Annotated in this window: 16 protein-coding genes; 5 read left to right on the top strand and 11 right to left on the bottom strand. The window is 62.0% G+C overall.

Annotated features, from left to right (window positions below):
- Positions 1 to 40: 40 nt before the first annotated feature.
- From D0B32_RS22795 to D0B32_RS32350, 5 genes are all read right to left on the bottom strand, one after another.
- Positions 41 to 937, bottom strand: coding sequence for a LysR family transcriptional regulator (locus tag D0B32_RS22795; RefSeq protein WP_117336557.1), 897 nt, complete (start codon positions 935 to 937; stop codon positions 41 to 43).
- Between the two features lie 12 nt (positions 938 to 949).
- On the bottom strand, positions 950 to 2,089 hold the full coding sequence (locus D0B32_RS22790) for an FAD-dependent oxidoreductase (protein ID WP_181969876.1): 1,140 nt from the start codon (positions 2,087 to 2,089) through the stop codon (positions 950 to 952).
- A gap of 2 nt (positions 2,090 to 2,091) precedes the next feature.
- Entirely contained in the window at positions 2,092 to 2,760 is a 669-nt protein-coding gene (locus D0B32_RS22785) for a cupin domain-containing protein (RefSeq protein ID WP_117336555.1), read from the bottom strand.
- A 63-nt stretch (positions 2,761 to 2,823) separates the two neighbouring features.
- Positions 2,824 to 3,168: a carboxymuconolactone decarboxylase family protein gene (locus tag D0B32_RS22780; RefSeq protein ID WP_117336554.1), complete on the bottom strand. Its 345-nt coding sequence runs from the start codon at positions 3,166 to 3,168 to the stop codon at positions 2,824 to 2,826.
- 171 nt (positions 3,169 to 3,339) lie between these two features.
- Complete coding sequence (locus D0B32_RS32350; protein ID WP_147329556.1) at positions 3,340 to 3,585, bottom strand: hypothetical protein; 246 nt, start codon at positions 3,583 to 3,585, stop codon at positions 3,340 to 3,342.
- Between D0B32_RS32350 and D0B32_RS22775 the strand changes: the two genes are divergently transcribed.
- Positions 3,584 to 4,327 (top strand): SDR family NAD(P)-dependent oxidoreductase, encoded by a 744-nt coding sequence (locus tag D0B32_RS22775; protein ID WP_117336553.1) that lies wholly within the window; start codon positions 3,584 to 3,586, stop codon positions 4,325 to 4,327. The two genes, D0B32_RS32350 and D0B32_RS22775, sit on opposite strands and share 2 nt — an antisense overlap.
- Positions 4,328 to 4,581: 254 nt before the next feature.
- Positions 4,582 to 4,878, top strand: coding sequence for a DUF4148 domain-containing protein (locus D0B32_RS22770; RefSeq protein ID WP_117336552.1), 297 nt, complete (start codon positions 4,582 to 4,584; stop codon positions 4,876 to 4,878).
- Between the two features lie 19 nt (positions 4,879 to 4,897).
- On the opposite strand, the gene D0B32_RS22765 is transcribed toward D0B32_RS22770, so the two are convergent.
- Positions 4,898 to 6,286: a heavy metal sensor histidine kinase gene (locus tag D0B32_RS22765; protein ID WP_117336551.1), complete on the bottom strand. Its 1,389-nt coding sequence runs from the start codon at positions 6,284 to 6,286 to the stop codon at positions 4,898 to 4,900.
- Positions 6,286 to 6,960, bottom strand: coding sequence for a heavy metal response regulator transcription factor (locus tag D0B32_RS22760; RefSeq protein ID WP_117336550.1), 675 nt, complete (start codon positions 6,958 to 6,960; stop codon positions 6,286 to 6,288). Before D0B32_RS22760 ends, D0B32_RS22765 begins: the two co-directional genes overlap by 1 nt.
- Positions 6,961 to 7,192: 232 nt before the next feature.
- Here D0B32_RS22760 and D0B32_RS22755 point away from each other — a divergent pair, with 232 nt between their 5' ends.
- The 3 genes from D0B32_RS22755 to D0B32_RS22745 all read left to right on the top strand — a co-directional run bounded on the left by D0B32_RS22755 (position 7,193) and on the right by D0B32_RS22745 (position 13,246).
- Entirely contained in the window at positions 7,193 to 10,435 is a 3,243-nt protein-coding gene (locus D0B32_RS22755; RefSeq protein ID WP_117336549.1) for an efflux RND transporter permease subunit, read from the top strand.
- A 62-nt stretch (positions 10,436 to 10,497) separates the two neighbouring features.
- Positions 10,498 to 11,766 carry an efflux RND transporter periplasmic adaptor subunit gene (locus tag D0B32_RS22750; RefSeq protein ID WP_117336548.1) on the top strand — a complete coding sequence of 423 codons (1,269 nt, stop codon included), beginning with the start codon at positions 10,498 to 10,500 and terminating at the stop codon, positions 11,764 to 11,766.
- Positions 11,767 to 11,851: 85 nt separating this feature from the next.
- Complete coding sequence (locus tag D0B32_RS22745; protein WP_259295103.1) at positions 11,852 to 13,246, top strand: efflux transporter outer membrane subunit; 1,395 nt, start codon at positions 11,852 to 11,854, stop codon at positions 13,244 to 13,246.
- 51 nt (positions 13,247 to 13,297) lie between these two features.
- On the opposite strand, the gene D0B32_RS22740 is transcribed toward D0B32_RS22745, so the two are convergent.
- The 4 genes from D0B32_RS22740 to D0B32_RS22725 form a co-directional block, all read right to left on the bottom strand.
- A complete protein-coding gene (locus D0B32_RS22740) occupies positions 13,298 to 15,691 on the bottom strand; it encodes a bifunctional diguanylate cyclase/phosphodiesterase (RefSeq protein WP_117336546.1) in 2,394 nt (797 codons plus the stop codon).
- 7 nt (positions 15,692 to 15,698) lie between these two features.
- Positions 15,699 to 16,220 carry a methylamine utilization protein gene (locus tag D0B32_RS22735; protein ID WP_259295102.1) on the bottom strand — a complete coding sequence of 174 codons (522 nt, stop codon included), beginning with the start codon at positions 16,218 to 16,220 and terminating at the stop codon, positions 15,699 to 15,701.
- Positions 16,221 to 16,399: 179 nt separating this feature from the next.
- Positions 16,400 to 16,840, bottom strand: a complete 441-nt coding sequence (locus D0B32_RS22730; protein WP_117336545.1) for a group 1 truncated hemoglobin — start codon at positions 16,838 to 16,840, stop codon at positions 16,400 to 16,402.
- A gap of 2 nt (positions 16,841 to 16,842) precedes the next feature.
- Entirely contained in the window at positions 16,843 to 17,751 is a 909-nt protein-coding gene (locus D0B32_RS22725; protein ID WP_117336544.1) for a DUF3034 family protein, read from the bottom strand.
- Between the last annotated feature and the right edge of the window lie 247 nt (positions 17,752 to 17,998).

Below are 17,998 nucleotides of genomic sequence, written 5' to 3'. Positions count from 1 at the left end.
TCGGTAGGCTTCGACGTTTCCGAGGGCTGGTGATTTCAAATCACGCCGACGGCTCCCATTTCAACACCTCTATTAACGCCCGCAATGCTGGCGTCACGTGCCTGCTTGGATAGTAGAGATGCGGCCCTTCAAAAGGCACCGACCAGTCGTCCAGAACTTGAACAAGTCGGCCCGTTTTCATGTACGGCGAGGCCTTTGGCTCAAGCACCATTCCAAGTCCGGCGCCCGCTAAAATTAAATTCACCGCAACTTCTGGATCATCAACGATGAGTTGGTCTTCCGTCTGGCTGCGGAATGTCTTGCCGTCACGCTCGAGTGTCCATGGAAGAGTTCCGCCCCGGGTGAGGAGGCGGTAGCTGATGCAACTGTGGCGCTTTAAATCTGCCGGCGAATGCGGGCGAGAGCGCTGTTCCAGATAGGCTGGAGCAGCGACAACGATCATACGAGTGTCGGGACCTACGCGAACAGCAATCATGTCCTGATCGAGATGCTGGCCCCACCTGATCCCCGCGTCGAAACCACCCTGAACAAGATCCACCAGCCGGCTATCGACCGTGATTTCGATGGAAATTTTCGGGTTTTCTAAAAGAAATCCCGGTAAAGCCGGCGCTAACACGGCGAGCGCGGCAAATTGGCATGTCGTGATTCTGATTAATCCTGACGGGGTGCCTTGCCGTTCATTGATGTCACTAATGCCGGCCTCAACTTCTTCCAGTGCGAATTCGACTGAACGCAGCAACCGCTCACCAGCTGGAGTGGGGGCGACGCTTCGCGTGGTACGCGCGAGCAGCCGTACGCCCAGGCGCATCTCAAGGCATCTCAGAGTATGACTCAGTGCAGATGGGGATAGGCTGAGCTCGGCGGCAGCACGTGTGAAACTGCGCGCCCGCGCGATGGTCGCGAACGCCAGAAGTTCATCGAGTTGCCCTCGCTTCATGCTGAACCTCGCTCAAAAGCATTGGCCGGCACGAGTGGGCAAAATAGGTAGTGCATGGACTGCCTCGCGCGCGGCTTCAATGGCGCCGGCGACATAGCCCGGAAATTGCAATGACCATTCGCTGGCGATGCCGGTCAAGCGTCCACACCACGGACCGGACGCGGCGGTGCTGGAGGGTGCTTCAGCGTGATGGGCCGCCGCTTTCAGATCGGCGGCAGTGGCCGTATAGGGGTCTTGCGCCCAGTCCTTGATGACATCGGCGCGGGGTGCCGCTGCTTGCGGTCCGAACAGGCGTGCAAACTGCGCGCGGCATTGAGCGCGCAAGACGTCTTCGGAGACGCTCTTGCGCACGTGCGCCGGAATGCCGAAGAAGCCAAACAGCGCCGCGCGCCCGCCGGGCATGGAGGCGTCGTGGATCTCGGCTAGAGGCCCCCGCGCGCTACGAGCCACGCCAGACAGTCCTCGCTTGCGCCAGAACGGGGTATCGTAGATGGCAAGGTATTTGGCATGGGGCGCCATCCATGTCGCTGTCGCGCGCCATTCCTGACTCAGTTCTTGCGGCAAAGCGGGTTCGAACGCGATGGTGGCCTCGACAAGGCGTGGAGGCAGCGCAAGCAACACATGCTCAGCGCGCCAGGTGGTGACACCGCCGTCGTCGTTGGTGCTGTCCAACTCGACATATGATTCTCTGCTGCGCAGGCGGCGCACCACCTGGCCGGTAACGATCTGTTGCGGGTCCAGTGTGCGGCGCAGAGCGTCGATCAGTCCGCCCATGCCACCAATCAGGCGGACCGAGGCGGGTGAGTTCGTGTAACCGCGCACACGCACGGGCGGCTCGTTGTACGAGCGTTCCACCAGCGTGTCGCCCGTGTCGAATTGCGTGAAGCTCTCCAGTCCCAGTTCGTGGACGAGGCGGTGCAGTTCGCGCTGCTGATCGGGCCAGAACCAGGTCGGCCCCAAGTCGAAGCGGTCAATGGTGTTCGCCATGTGCGGCATGGCTCGCCCCGACGCGTCGACGGACGCGATCCGGCCGCCGAGGGTATTTCGCGCTTCCAGCAGCACATATTCCCGGATGCCTTGGCGCGCCAGTAGATACGCGGCGTACAGGCCACTCAATCCTGCACCAACGATCACGATGCGTGTGGTCTGCATGGCTATGCCTCAACCACCACGGCAGCCAGGTGACCGGTTTTTAGATAGACGGTGGCACCATGCGCGCCCGCTGCGATCCTGGAGGAGTCGCCTACGGGCAATCGCATCCAGCTCCCGCGCCCATAGGATTGCTCGTCTGCCAAAACGTCGCCGGCCAGCACCAGCAGTTCAGCGCCTTCCACAGGTTCGGCAAACAGGACTTCGTTTGGCGCAAGGCGTTGCAGACAGACCTGTTCGACGTCATCCGAGAATAGCGGGCAGATTTCGCGGCCATTCTGGCGGCGCCAGGCGGCAGGATCGTAGGTGTTGATGCGCACTCGACGACGCTCGTCGGCTCGCATTTGCTGGAGTTTGACGAAGATGATGGCGCCCTCGCGGCTGGAGGGCTGGTGGCTTGAATAAGGCGGATTGCGCAGATACCAGCCCGCCGGGTAGTGCTCGTCCCCTTCGGAGAGCGTGCCGGCCAGTACCAGGATTTCCTCGCCGCCGGGGTGAACGTGACGAGGAAAGCTGGAATCGGGGGCGTACCGCACGATGCTGGTTGAGCGGGCCTTCTCTGCGCCCACGCGGTCCAGCATCACGCGTTCGACGCCGCTTTGGGGCGACGCGACCCATTGATATTCGTGGGGCGCCACGTTGGCGGGGCGCGAGAAATCGGCGTTAATTAGCATGGACGGATTTCCAGACCTGGCAGCAACAGATGCCTGCTGGCAGCGGGCATCTGTTGCTCCGGCTTACTCGTTGGGCAATTGCTGGTAGGTCTCGATGACGCGCGCCGAGTAAGTCAGAGCGGCACCGGCGTTCAAGGCAATAGCGACGCCCAGTGCCTCGGAGATTTCCCCCAACGTGGCACCAGCCTCAGCGGCTTTCTTCGTGTGCACGGCGATGCAGCCATCGCAGCGCGTGGTCACTGCCACGGCCAAGGCGATCAGTTCATGCATCTTCGGTTCGAGATAACCCGTCTTTCCAGCAGCGTTCTCGATCGTCATCAAGCCGCGCATCACGTCGGGGGTCTGCGTGGCGTAGTCGCCCACGCGTTCCAGGAGGGACTCACGGTAGGTGTTCCAGTCTTGCATCATGGCTTTGGTTCCTATTCGGGTTGGGCGCCGGGCGCCTGCCTGATCGCTGGGCGCAATGCACACCGGTGGGGAGAAAAACTATTAAATCCGCTAAGCGTGGGCTATCAAAATCCCGTCATCGGGCAGAAGTGCTTTCCTTCGGCTTAGCTGAGATTCTTCACCTCTTTCCATTCACGGACAAATGAGAAAATGTGTCTCTAATTGAAAGAAAATCTTTATCGACAAGCAAGCACGTTTTTTGCCGCGGACCGGTTGGAGATGTTGTCGTTCGACACCGCCGCCCAGATCGTCGACAATCAGTCCGAGCAAGGCCGACGAACAGGGCCGCGGTAATGTCTGGTTCTTTGTCGCCTGGCTAAAAAGAGCCATCGAAACGGGCTCTTCCGTTCCGAAACCACTACGCCATTGCGCATCCATGAAAGCCGAGCCTCCTGTCGCTCTTGTCACCGGTTCAACCTCGGGCATTGGCGCCGCCATTGCACGGCGTCTATCAAAGGACGGATTCTCAATCGTCTTGCATTCGCGGAGTTCGGCCGAAGCGGGTCATGCGCTGGCCCGTGAACTCGGATCGGCAGCGTACGTACAGGCCGATCTGGCTGATGACGCGGACCGCGTGAAGCTCATCCGCGAAGCGATTGCGGTGTGGGGGCGACTTGATGTCCTCGTCAATAACGCCGGTATCAGCCGAGTTATCCCCCATGCCGACCTGGCCGCCGCTACACCGGAGGTGTGGCAGGAACTGCATGAGATCAATGTTGTTGCGCCATTTCGCCTGGTAGCGGAAGCGGAATCGGCGCTGCGTGAAGCGGCAGCGCGAGGGAAAGCGGGATGCGTAGTCAATGTGAGTTCGCATGCTGGTGTGAGACCCAAGGGCGCATCCATTCCTTACGCTGCGACCAAGGCTGCCTTGAACCACGTGACCCGCCTGCTCGCGCTCTCGCTTGCCCCGGATATTCGCGTGAACGCTGTCGCGCCCGGCCTGGTCGATACGCCTCTCACAGCGGACTGGACGCAAGCGCAGCAACTCTGGAAGGAGCGGTCGCCCATGCGACGGGCCGCAAGTCCCGAGGATATTGCTCAGGCCGTAGCGTTGCTAGTGGCCTCAGACTATCTGACGGGAGAAATCCTGCTCTCGGATGGAGGATTGAATCTTACGTAGCAGGCAAGTGACGATCGACCGGCTGCGCTCGGGCACAGTGTTTGTCCCCTCAGGCTCGTAACCGCGCATTCGCCGACCTGAAGCACTGCGCGCCACGCCGCTGCCACTCACGTCCGAGATGACAAATCCGTCATGGACGCGTCACCTCTGCGCAAACCGCCGGAGCCGAGAATGGGTTCGTAGCTTGATTGCTACGTCGAACGAGCCGGTAGCGCCGAAGCGCACGCCGGCGCAACCCGTCTCAGGAGCCAGCCATGAAACTCAGCCGATATGCCGCACTTGCTACCGTCGTTGGTGCACTCGCAACTTCAGGTCAATCAGCATTCGCGCAAACCGCGCAAGCGCCGGGCGTCATGACGCCAGCCGTTACAACCGCTAACACCGGCAAGACGCGCGCCGAAGTGCGCGCGGAACTGATCCAGGCCGAACAGCAGGGCCTATTGCCCGGCTCGAAGAATGACTACCCGCCGTCGCCGCGCGAGATCGCACAAAATCGCGCCGTCTATCAAGCCCGTCACCAGGACGAAGGTTCCAGCATGGCATCCGAATAGGGCGACGCGTCATGCCCGTTTACAGTCGTGGAAAGTACAGATGGAACTGCGTGGCGGCCGCGTCGCTTTGCACGGTTGCATGGCCGCCATGCAATTCCATGATGGTCCGCACGATGGCGAGTCCCAGGCCCGTCGATCCGGACGAATTGCTGCGCGATTCGTCGACGCGGTAGAAGCGGTCGAACAAACGCTCGAGATGCTGCGCTGGAATAGCTGCGCCCGGATTGCTTACGGTGACCGTGACGCCTTCGGGCGTCTCATGCGCGGCAAGCGTCACAGTGCCGCCACGCGGCGTATAGCGCAGCGCATTCGCCAGCAGGTTGCTCACGGCGCGACGGAACAGGTCGACGTCGGCGTGCAACTGACCCGTCGCCGTGACCAGGAGCGCGATCCCGGCATCGTCGGCGATGCCCTCGAAGTAATCGGCCACCCGCAGCAACTCGTCACGGGCCGGAAAATCGACGGCGCTCGTCACGTATTGAGGGTTGTCGGCGCGGGCGAGAAACAGCACGTTTTCGACCATACGCGAGAGCCGTTCGCACTCCTCGATATTCGACACCAGCAGCGCCTGATATTCTTCAATCGAGCGCGGACGGGCGAGCGCCACCTCGCTAGCGCCGCGCATATTGCCAAGCGGCGTGCGTAAATCGTGCGCGAGGTCGCCGGTGAATTGCGACAGGCGCTGGAAGCCGAGTTCGAGGCGGGCGAGCATCGAATTCAGCGCGTCGACCAGCACCGCCAGTTCGCGCGGCGCGTTGTCGGAGGCGAGCCGCGTATCGAGCTTGCCAACAGTCACGCGCGCGGCACTGCCGGCAATGTCGCGCAGCGGACGCAGCCCGGCGTGCACGGCGAGGTAGCCGAGTGCTGTGGCGGCGAGCAGCGCGCACAGCGTGGTCAGGTAGAGGGTGGTGCGGTAGCGGGCCAGCAACGCTTCGCGATCGCCCATTTCACGTCCCACTACGGCGTCCACCACTGACCCGTCGGCAAGCGCGATATCCGTGGCGATGCCGCGCACGGTCTGGCCGTTGGCGGTATGCCACTGCTGGACGTCGTGTTCGAAAATGCGGTTCAACGGTTTCACTTCCTGCAACTCGCCAATCGCGAAGTGCGAAGGATTGCGTTCGAGCAGCACGCGGCCGTTCGCATCCGTCATCCGCAGGAAAAAGGCCTCGTTGCCGAGCACCAGACTATCGAGCCGCGATTCGTGCAGCACGACGCCCTGCGGAGACTCCAGCTCACTTGCAAGACGGCGCAGATGCCGTGCCGTCAGCACCAGGTCGAAGTCGTCCTGAGCGCGGATCTGCGTTGCCAGCGCGTGATACAGCACACTGCCACCGGCACCGAACACCAGCAGGGTAATCAGGGCAAACGAAGCGGCCAGCTTCGCTGTCAACGAAGTCTGCTGCATCACGCGTCCTTCACTTCGAGCACGTAACCGACCCCGCGCACCGTATGGACCAGCTTGACGGGATACTGATCGTCGATCTTCGCGCGCAGACGCCGGATCGCCACGTCGACGACGTTCGTGTCGCTGTCGAAATTCATGTCCCATACGTACGAGGCGATTTGCGTGCGGCTCAACACTTCGCCGCTACGCCGCGCCAGCAGATGCAGCAGCGCGAATTCGCGCGGCGTGAGGTCGATGCGCTGGCCCGCGCGCCGAACCTTGCGCTGGCTTGCATTGATCTCCAGATCGCCGATCGTCAGCGTGTCGCTCTCGCGTGACTGGCCGCGTCGCGCGAGCGTGCGCACGCGCGCGAGCAACTCGACGAACGCAAACGGTTTGATCAGGTAGTCGTCGGCGCCCAGTTCGAGGCCATGCACGCGATCTTCGATCTCGTCGCGGGCCGTCAGAAACAGCACGGGCGTGTCCTTGCGTCCGCGAATCTGCTGAAGCACCTGCCAGCCGTCCATGCCCGGCAGCATGACGTCGAGCACGATCACGTCGTGCGATTCCTCCAGCGCGAGATGCAGTCCGTCCACACCGTTACGCGCCACGTCCACCACAAAGCCGGATTCCTCCAGGCCCTTCTTGAGGTAGTCGCCGGCCTTCGGTTCGTCTTCGATCACGAGTACCTTCACTGCCGCAGCCTCTCCGGTTGATGCGCCTGATTGTGCCTGGGTGTGCCTGGTTGTGCCTCGCTGCGATTGGCTGCGGTTGGCAAGTGCCTGGCTGCGTTTGGCAAGTGCCTACGATGATACCCGCGCAACGCCGTGCGCTTCATTACGGCTTTGTCATCTACGGGCAATCCCGGCGCAAGCACGGTCTCGCTAGACTGCGCCCATCGAAATCCTCCCAGGCACCGCTTGCATCATGTGGATCGTCAAAGTTGCCCTGCGCCGCCCCTATACCTTCATCGTGCTGGCGCTGCTGCTCATGATCATCGGCCCGCTGATGATCTTGCGCATGCCGGTCGATATCTTCCCGAACATCGACATTCCCGTGATCAGCGTGGTGTGGAGCTACAACGGCATGGCGTCGGAGGATCTGGCACACCGGATCATTTCGCCATACGAGCGCGCGCTGACCTCGGATGTGGGCGATATCGAGCATATCGAATCGCAGTCGCTCAACGGTGTCGCGGTCATCAAGGTGTTTTTTCATCCTGGCGCGGACATCACACGCGCCATGACGGAGGCTTCGACCAGCGCGCAATCGCTGCTGCGCGTCCTGCCGCCCGGCACGCTGCCGCCCATGGTGCTGACCTACAACGCCTCCACCGTGCCGATCATGGAGCTGGCGCTGTCGAGCAAGACGCTGCCCGAACAGACGCTCTATGACCTCGGCAACAACTTCATCCGTACCCAGCTTGCGACGGTCGAGGGCGCGGCCGTGCCGATTCCGTATGGCGGCAAGGTGCGGCAGATCATGGTCGACATCGACCCGCAGGCGTTGCAAGCCAGGCACCTGACACCTGCGGACGTGGTCAACGCGGTCAACGCGCAGAACCTCGTGTTGCCGGGCGGTACGGCCAAGATCGGCAGCTTCGAATACAACGTCGACATGAACGGCGCGGCGCGGTCGGTGGCGGAATTGAATACGCTGCCGATCCGCGCCCAGCCAGACGGCACGGTGACCTATGTGCATGACGTCGCAACCGTGCGCGACGGCTATGCGCCGCAGACCAATATCGTGCGCCACGACGGCCAGCGCGCCGCGCTGCTCGAAGTGGAAAAGAGCGGCAACGTTTCGACACTCGACATCATTGCCAACATCAAGCGTCTGCTGCCGCGCATCCGCTCGCAGATGCCTGCCGCCCTCGATATCCAGACCGTCACCGACCAGTCCATCTTCGTCAAGTCGGCGGTGCAGGGCGTGGTGCGCGAGGGCCTGATTGCCGCTGGTCTCACGGCCGTGATGATTCTGCTGTTTCTCGGCAGCTGGCGTGCCACGCTGATCATCGGCATTTCGATTCCGCTGGCGATGATCACGTCGTTGATCGCGCTGTCGCTGCTCGGCCAGACCATCAACATCATGACGCTCGGCGGTCTCGCGCTCGCCGTGGGGATCCTGGTGGACGACGCCACGGTAGCGATCGAGAACATCACGCACCATCTGGAGCAGGGGCAACCGCTGCTGCAGGCCATCCTCGACGGTTCGGGCGAAATCGCCGTGCCGACCCTGATCTCGACGTTGTCCATCTGCATCGTGTTCGTGCCGATGCTGTTGCTCTCCGGCGTCGCGCGCTATCTGTTCACACCTTTGGCCGAGGCCGTCGTGTTCGCGATGCTCGCGTCCTACTTCCTCTCGCGCACGCTCGTGCCGACACTGGCCATGTATCTGCTACGCGCACAGCCGGCGGTGGCAGCGGGCGAGGGCGGTCGGCCTTCGCGGCCGTCGAATCGCTTCGCGCGCCTCGAGCGTTTCCAGAAGGGCTTCGAACGCGGCTTCGACGGCTTGCGCAACCGCTACCAGCGCGTGCTGGAACACGCGCTTGCCGCACCGCGCCGGTTCGTCGCCGGCTTCCTCATCCTGTGTATCGGTTCTCTCGCGCTGTTGCCGTTCCTCGGCCGCGACTTCTTTCCGCAGATCGATTCCGGGCAGATCCGCCTGCACATGCGTGCAAAAACCGGCACCCGTATCGAGCAAACCGCGCGGCTTGCCGATGAAATCGAAAACAGCATCCGCGCAACCATCCCCGCCAGCGAACTGACGACCATTGTCGATAACATCGGCCTGCCGACCAGCGGCATCAATCTGTCGTACAGCAGTTCGGCGCCCATCGGCTCGGCCGATGCCGACATCCTGATCACCCTGAACGCGAGCCATCGACCCACCGCACAATACGTGGCGAAGTTGCGGCAGACGCTCGCTGCGCAGTTTCCGGCGGTGACGTTCTCGTTTCTGCCCGCCGACATGGTCAGCCAGATTCTCAACTTCGGTCTGCCGGCACCCATCGATATTCAGGTGGTGGGCAATAACCTCGACGACGACCGCGCGTTTGCCAATGCGTTGCTGACCAGGTTGCACGCCGTGCAGGGACTGGTCGATCTACGCATCCAGCAACCCGACGACGAGCCTGCCATCGAAGTGGACGTGGATCGCACCAAGGCGCTGCAAGCCGGATTGCAGCAGCAGGACGTCGCGCGCAGTCTGCTGATCGCGCTATCCGGCAGTTCGCAGACCTCGCCGAACTTCTGGCTCAATCCGCAAAATGGCGTGAGTTATCCGGTGATGACCCAGGCACCGCAGTACGACATCGATTCATTGCAGGCGCTCGCCAATCTGCCGCTGAGCGCGACCTTTACGGCCGGCACCGGCGGAGCGGGCAGCAATGCGGGCGGCGTGAGCGGGATTCTCGGTGCACTGGGCACGTTCTCGCGCACGACGCAGCAGGCGGTGGTCTCGCACTACAACGTGCAACCCGTGCTGGATATTTTCGGCTCCGTGCAAGGCCGCGATCTGGGCGGCGTGGCGAGTGACGTCACGCGCATCGTCGACGCTTCGCGGGCGGATTTGCCGCGCGGTGCGCGAGTCGTGATCCGCGGGCAGGTAGAGACCATGCAAAGCTCGTTCACAGGGCTTGCGCTCGGAATCGCCTTCGCTGTCCTGCTCGTGTATCTGCTGATGGTGGTCAATTTCCAGTCGTGGCTCGATCCGCTCGTGATCGTCGCCGGACTGCCCGGCGCGATGGCCGGCATCGTGTGGATGCTGTTCGTCACGCATACCACGCTGAGTGTGCCCGCGTTGACAGGCGCGATGATGTGCATTGGTGTGGCAACGGCCAACAGCATTCTCGTCGTCAATTTCGCGCGGGAACGTCTGTCGCAGGGCATGGCGCCGTTGCAGGCCGCGCTGGCAGCCGGCGTCGGACGCTTCCGGCCGGTGTTGATGACGGCACTTGCGATGGTGATCGGCATGGTGCCGATGGCACTCGGCCTCGGCGACGGCGGCGAGCAGAACGCGCCGCTTGGCCGCGCGGTGATCGGCGGTCTGATGATCGGTACGCTTGCCACGCTGGTGTTCCTGCCCGTGGTGTTTTCGATGCTGCATGCCTGGCTGGCGAAGCACCGTCCGCGTGACGTGCCCCAGCCCGACCTGGCGATCCTCGAGTGATCCACGGCACGCGTTGCTGAGTCCGCCCTTTGAACTGATCTGATTAGACCGGAGTACGCTGAATGTCGAGCCAACATCCCGAGTCCGTGCCGGACGTAACGCCGGACACGACGCCGCATTCAACCCGCGCGTCGTCGGCGCCGGCCGGGCTTCAGCGGGGGCGCCGCATTGTGCGCCTGATGGCGATGGTCGCTGTAGTCGCGCTGATCCTCGCTGCGGGGATCGTGCCGCGTCTGAATGCACGCGCGGCGCTGTTGCAACAGACCGCTGCGCTCGCTGTGCCTACCGTGCAGACCACGCTTCCTTTGGTTGCACCGCCTGAACAGTCGTTAGTCCTGCCAGGCGAGATCGAAGCCAATCAGCAGACGCCCATTTTCGCGCGCACCAATGGTTATCTGAAGGCCTGGTACGCGGATATCGGCACGCATGTGAAAGCAGGGCAACTGCTGGCGACCATCGATGCGCCCGAAGTCGACGCCGCGCTGCGCCAGGCGCGTGCGGATGCTCAGCAGGCGCAGGCCAACGCGCAACTGGCCGAAGTGACGGCGTCGCGCTGGCAGCAACTGGTGCAGACACACGCGGTATCGCAGCAGGACACCGACATGAAGCAAAGCGACGCGCAGGCCAAGCACGCAGCGCTACTCGCGGCGCAATCGAACGTGGCGCGGCTCGCGCAAATGCAGTCGTATGAAAAGATCTACGCGCCCTTCGACGGTGTGATCACGACGCGCAATGTCGAGGTGGGTGCGCTGATCGATGCAGGTAGCGCCGGCGGCCCAGCGAAGGAGTTGTTCGATCTGGCGCAGACCAGCACGTTGCGTGTCTATGCCGACGTTCCGCAGGCCTACGCGGGCACGTCACTGGACGGCACGCCTGCGTGCCTCGTCGTCGCGCAGTTGCCGGGCCGTTGCGTGACGGGCACGGTGGCGCGCAACAGCGGCGCGATCAATCCAGTGACACGGACGCTGCGTATCGAAGTGGACGTGCCGAATGCGGATGGTGCGGTCTTGCCTGGCTCGTACGGCCAGTTGCGCGTCTCCTTGCGCACCGCGCAACCGGGATTGTCGCTGCCGGTGAATGCCTTGCTGTATCGGCCGAAGGGCTTGCAGGTGGCCACGGTGGATGCGCAACAACATGTGCTGCTGAAGACCATCAAACCCGGTCGCGACTTCGGTACGCGCATCGAAGTGGACTCGGGGCTGGTTGCAACCGATCGCGTCATCCTCAACCCGTCCGATTCGATCAGTAATGGTCAAGCGGTGCGCGTGTCGAGCGAAGCCGCTGCTGCAAGCCCGGCGGTACACAGTGCGGGGAGCGGTCATGCAGCCTGAGACGTTACCTGAGTTGTTACCTGAGTGCATGCCGCGTCGCCGACCTTGCTTGCTGCTGCTGGCGGCGATCTGCGCAGCGAGCTTGATGAGTGCGGCAGGCTGTTCGATCGGACCGGACTACGTACGTCCTTCGGTGAACGTGCCGGCAGCCTATAAGGAAGCCGGCACGGCCGCTGCGCCGTCGTCGCATGCAGCGCCGGGGTGGACCGGCGCCGAGCCAGCAGACAACGAAGCGCGCGGCGCATGGTGGACGCGTTTTGACGATCCGCAACTCGACGCGCTCGAAACGAGCGTCAACGTGTCGAATCAGACGATCCGCAAAGCCGTGGCCCAGCTTCAGGAGGCACGTGCGCTGGTTAAGTCTGCGCATGCCGCGTATCTGCCGACGATTGGGGCCGCAGCGGGCGTGAACCGTCTGCACGATTCCGCGAACGTGATCGGCCATCAGGAGACGGCGGGCAAGTCTTTCGACGACTACGCCGTAACGCTCGATGCAAGCTGGGAGCCGGATCTGTGGGGCAGAATCGCGCACGAAAACGACGCTGCCCGCGCCGGCGCACAGGCCAGTGCAGCCGATCTCGAGAGCGTGCGACTGGGTGTGCATGCCGAACTAGCGGTTGACTACTTCAATCTGCGTGGGCTCGATGCGTCAAAACGGTTGCTCGACCAGACCACCGACGCTTACCGGCAGACGCTCGCGCTCACACAAAGCCGCCTCGTGGTGGGCGTGTCGTCGCAAGCCGATGTGAGCCAGGCCGAGACACAGTTGCGTGCCACCGAAGCGCAGGACATCGACCTGGGCGTAGCCCGCGCGCAATACGAGCATGCGATTGCCACGCTGACCGGGGTACCTGCGTCGAGCTTCAATCTTCCACCGGCCACGGCCGATTTCACGCCACCGGCGATTCCCGTGGGTCTGCCTTCGGAACTGCTGCAACGCCGGCCGGACATTGCCGCTGCGGAGCGGCGCGCGGCGGCGGCCAACGATCAGATCGGCATTGCGCAATCCGCGTTCTATCCCGATCTGGTTCTGACGGCGACGGGCGGCAGGGAAAGTTCGACGTTCACGAACTGGCTCACTGCGCCGTCGCGCATGTGGACACTCGGTCCGGCGCTGGTTGGCACGCTGTTCGACGGCGGGCGGCGCCACGCGATGAGTGAAAAGGCGCAGGCGCAATACGATGCCAGCGCGGCGGAGTACCGCGAAACCGTGCTGACGGCTTTTCAGGAAGTCGAGGACAACCTGGCATCGCTGCGTATCCTGGGCCAGGAGTCCAGCAAGCAGGATGCAGCGGTGGAGGCGGCCAGGAAGACGCTGCAGCTGGAACTGGATCAATACCGGATCGGAACGGCCGACTATCTGGAAGTCGTCACCGCACAAAGCGCCGCTCTGACGAACGAAAGGAACGAAATCGATCTGGCGCGCCGTCAGATGGTCGCAAGCGTGTTGCTCGTGAAAGCGCTGGGTGGTATCTGGTGAAGTCGCGATCATCGCGCGTCGTTCATCGAGTTGATCGTTTTCTACGCGCAATCAGGACGTGACGTCTCTCGCAAAAAGCACCTTCTGGTCGACTGATTCGGGCGCGACGCCCGGTTTTGTATCGATTGACTGCGCGATCGCCCAGTCGATCAACCATGCCTCGAGTTTCATCGGCGGCAGCGGCCGGGTCAAGTGATAACCCTGGACGAGATCGCAACCCAACTCGTGGAGACGCATGAGCACTTCTTCACTCTCGACACCTTCGGCTACTACTTTCAGGCCCATGTTGTGCGCGAGATCTATGGTGGATCGCACAATCGTTTCGTCATCCTTATGTTCTGTCATTCCCATGACGAAGGACTTGTCGATCTTGAGTTCGTCGACGGGCATACGCTTCAGATACGAAAGCGATGAATAGCCGGTGCCGAAATCGTCCACCGCGAGCCGGATACCGAGCGCATGCAAGCGATCAAGTGTCTCGATTGCATGGTTGGGATCGTCCATGATCGCGCTTTCTGTTATTTCGATCCACAGCATCTCTGGCGCGACCGCATGTTTTTGCAGCAACGCGTTAAACGTATCGGGCAGGGTAGATTGAATCAATTCGCGCGCCGAAACGTTGACCGATACGGCGAGGTCGATGCCGGCCTTTTGCCACGCGGCGCATTGCGCGATCGCCTTGTTGGCGACCCACTGCGAAATCATCTTGATATAGCCCGTCTGCTCGGCGAACGGAATGAACTGGTCCGGTGAGACGAAGCCCCGCGTCGGATGTTCCCAGCGCACAAGCGCCTCGACATACTTCACGCTACCGGTCGCAAGATCGAGCTTTGGCTGGTAGTAGAGTGTCAGTTCATCGCGCTCGACGGCCTGACGCAACTCGCTCATCAGCGAAAGCCGTTCTGCGCTGTTTTGATCGTGTTTCTCGTCGTATAGCGTGTAGCCGAGGTTCGATCGTTTCGCCACGTACATCGCGATATCGGCCCGCCGCATAAGGACGCTCAGGTCGGTGCCGTGCTGCGGGAACACGACTATGCCGATGCTTGCGCCAACGTCGACCAGTTGGCCCTCGATCACGATGGGTTGTTCGAGCGTTTTTAGCAGATGGGTCGCGACACGTTGCGCGCCCTCGTTTGCATCGCCCTGCAACAGCACGGCAAATTCGTCTCCGCCGAGCCGCGCGACGACATCGGTTTCCCTCAGCGCACTACGCAGGCGTGACGCCACCTCACATAGCAGCAGATCGCCGATCGGGTGCCCGAGCGTATCGTTCACCAGCTTGAAACGGTCGAGGTCCATCATCATCACGCTGAACACCTGGCCCGATTGCTGGAGATCGGCTCCCGCTTCGTCAACGGCGGCCTGCAACCGCTCGTTGAACATGGCGCGGTTCGCCAGTCCCGTCAGGCGGTCCATGTAGGCGAGCTCGACGATATGACGCTCGCGCTGCGAGATGGCGTCCTGCATCTGGTTGAATGCTGTCGCAAGTTCGCCGAGTTCGTCCTGACGCGAAATTTCGATCGGCTCGTCGTACTTGCCCTGGCCGATGCGGCGGGCGAAACGGGTGAGCGCGGTCACGGGACGGGTGACGCTGCGCGCCGTCAGCACGCTTCCGATCACAGAGAGCAGCACGCCGCATGCGGTGATCACGAGCAGCGCGGTCTGAAGCTGCCGGAACGGTGCCATCGCTTCGCGCAGGGAGCGCTGCAGCATGACCGCAGTCCGCTCGCCGCTCGATTGCAGGAGCACGACACGCGTTGCATAGTTGCTGTCGTCGACGTCGGCAATGCCCGCGCGGACGTGCGAGTGGTCGTCCTGCAGTGAACTGGCAAGCAGCGTCCAGCGGCCGTCGCGGCGTCCTTCGAGAAAGGAGACGTTGAGCGACGTCAGGGTGGCCATTTCCTTCGCGACATCGTCGTCAATCAAGAAACCCATTGCCACCCAGGCAATCGTCAACGGTGCCTTGACCGGCACAGCGACGACCTGATACAGCTTCCCGTCGACCGCAACGATGGAGGATGAGTCGCCCTGCCGGGATGCCGCACGAATCAGACTGCCCAGCGGGAAGGGCGCGCCGACGTACGACGCGCCGCGGCTGTCGGCGATCAGCTTGCCGTCGAGGTCCGCCAGCATGACGACGTCTGCATTGACGCGGGCACCGTGATTGTGCAGGGCCGACACGACCGTATTCTCGTCATGCGTCGCGACGGCCTCGCGAAAGCCGAAGTCCGCCGCGACAACCACAGCGGCCTGGCTCAACTTTTCGCCGTTCGAGCGAAGTACCTGGCGGAACACCCGCTCTGCCACCACCAGTTCCTGGTTGGCATTGCGGCGCGCGTTCGAGTGGATGACCGTGCTGATCATCGCAAAACCCGCGAGTTGCGCAGCCAGCATCAGTATCACGATGACAAGCGCAATCTGGGCGCGCAAGCTATGGAATCGCATGGCGGGCTTACGGTGCCGACACGTTCAGCTTGAACGATGCCCGTTCGCCGGAAGGCAGCTTCTGCGTAGGCATGTCGCTCCCTTCGGCGAGGCGATAATGCCAGGCGGTCAGCTTGTAGTTATCCGCTGGAAGGTTGTCTATCGAGGCATGTCCGTTAGAGTCGGTCTTTGCGAACCAGGGGGTGTCGACCACCAGCACGTACGCGACCATCGAATCGTGGATATTGCAGCCCATCACGACAAGGCCTGGCTTGTCGAACACGACGGGATTGGCCGGCACGCCGTGGTAGAGATGCAACTCGAACTTTTTGGCCGGTGAGAACGAATACACATCGTGTTCGAAATTGTCCTTGTTCGGAAATGTGATGGCCGTTCCCGTTTGCACGACCGACACGAGCGGCACGAATTGCCGCTTGATCTGGTCGACGACAGCGCCTGCGGGCCGGCTTGCCGGGAGCTTGCCGTTCAACGGTGTGGCATAAACGACTGCGTCAGCGAGCGGCGCGCCGTTCTGGTCGACGACATCCACCTGAAAACTCGCGGCGCAGGCTGTCGCAGCGTGCAGGGCGGCCCAGCAAAGCGCGGCGCTGAACCACTTCCGCCCGACTGAGGTGCAGTTATCTGAGTGCATGGAATAAGGTCTCATGGCGGAGTGAGTGACCGATGCGACACCCGCAAGGGGAGCGAAACTCCGGATGAACGTTGCGCTCACTCGCGGTCCTGGATGTCGCGATACATGGGCGCCAGTTTTGCGAGGAGTTTGTTTTGCGCGCGAAATGGCACACCGTTGCGGTCCATCGCGGTTTGAAGATCTTCCACGAGTGCGTTGAATGCAGCGCGATCGATATTTTGGCCTTCGTGCGCTCGTTTCATCGTACGGCCGGTATAGACGCACGGGCCGTCCAGCAGCACGCAAAACTGTTCGGCGAGCTTCTGCTTGATACGTTTGATCGGCGCGCCTTCGAAGTAGGGCTGCGTGCGTGGATCGACGAGCAGGAGATCATAGAAATCGTCGATGATCTTGACGAGACCCGGTTGCTCACCGAATTCTTTATAGAGCGTATCGTCGGCACGGGCGACTGGCGACAGCATCGCGCTCAACGCGAGTGCCACGTATGCAACGAGACGGACAGGTTTTCTCAACTTCATGATCAGAACCCCACTTGCACAGACGCATAAGCGCCGTGCTGATTCCGGATGGTTGCTACGTCGCCCAGTTCGACGTAGGCGAGCGTCAGCGAGATGTGTTTATTCGGCGCCCATGCGATGAACGCGTCGTATGCGTTCTGCTCGCGCGCGAAACTCAGGTTGTTGGGTTTCGTGCGGTATTCGGCACCGACGGCGACGTATCGCGATAACAGATAGGCAGCGGATGCCTCGAACTCCGGGTGATAGCTGTTCGACCGATCTCCCCCAAACCCAAGCAGCCCGAATTGATTGGCTTTGGTAAAGCGCAGCGTGCCGTTGAGCAGCAGGCTCTGGGCGAGCAGGAGTTTGGTTGCGGACAGATAGAAGTCCGTGCCGGAATTGCTCGCCGCACCAACGGCCTTGACGACATCGCCCTGTTCGTTGTGCTTGAACTGGATGCCCGTAGCGACTTGAGGCACCCAGGTGTCCTGATCGAGCACGGCATCGCCAAACAAACGCACCTTTACGCCGATCGTGTCCATGTTGAAGCGGAATCCCGAACCGAGACCGAGTTGGGCACCGGCGTCACGCGTGTCGAACTCCTGGCGTGAAACCGAGAATTCGACCCGATTGGCGACACCTACCGCGGCACCATAGGTGGTGAGCGCGAAATCCTGGGTATGCAGGTAGGTACCGTAGGCGTCGGCGCCTAGTTGTGACGCGGTGCCGTAGCCACCAATCACGGCCCAGGGTACGAGGCCCCCGCCAGCCGATCCTTCGACCTCTGAGACACCGCCCGTCAACAGCAGTTTTCCTGACGTGCTCGGTACGATCGGTCCGGTGGGCTCATCGGCGAGAACCGGTTGAGACTGGAGCGCAATGAGTGCGAGGGCTGCGGATGCGAGCGGCGTGGCCGAATTCCTGAGGCGCATGTCGTGTCGTTGAAGGTGAGTAAGGACGCGATTGCGCAGCAGCGTATGTGCAACGATCAGTGCGTCATGCGTTTGGCTGAGCGCGGTTATCGGGTCGTTGAGCTGTAGAGCCAGTCAGCGGAGCGTCGGCGCGCTTCTCACATAACGGCATACGAAATTGATACTTGAGCAATTACATGGAAAATGACGGCTTGCCGTGTCAGGGGCTTTGTACTTTTTGTTCAGCTGCGGTACAGCCAAGCTCTTC

Origin of the sequence: Paraburkholderia sp. DHOC27 (assembly GCF_003429005.1) — a bacterium.
GTDB lineage: Bacteria > Pseudomonadota > Gammaproteobacteria > Burkholderiales > Burkholderiaceae > Paraburkholderia.
The sequence above is the reverse complement of the archived record's forward strand: the minus strand, read 5'-3'. Positions and strand labels throughout refer to the sequence as shown.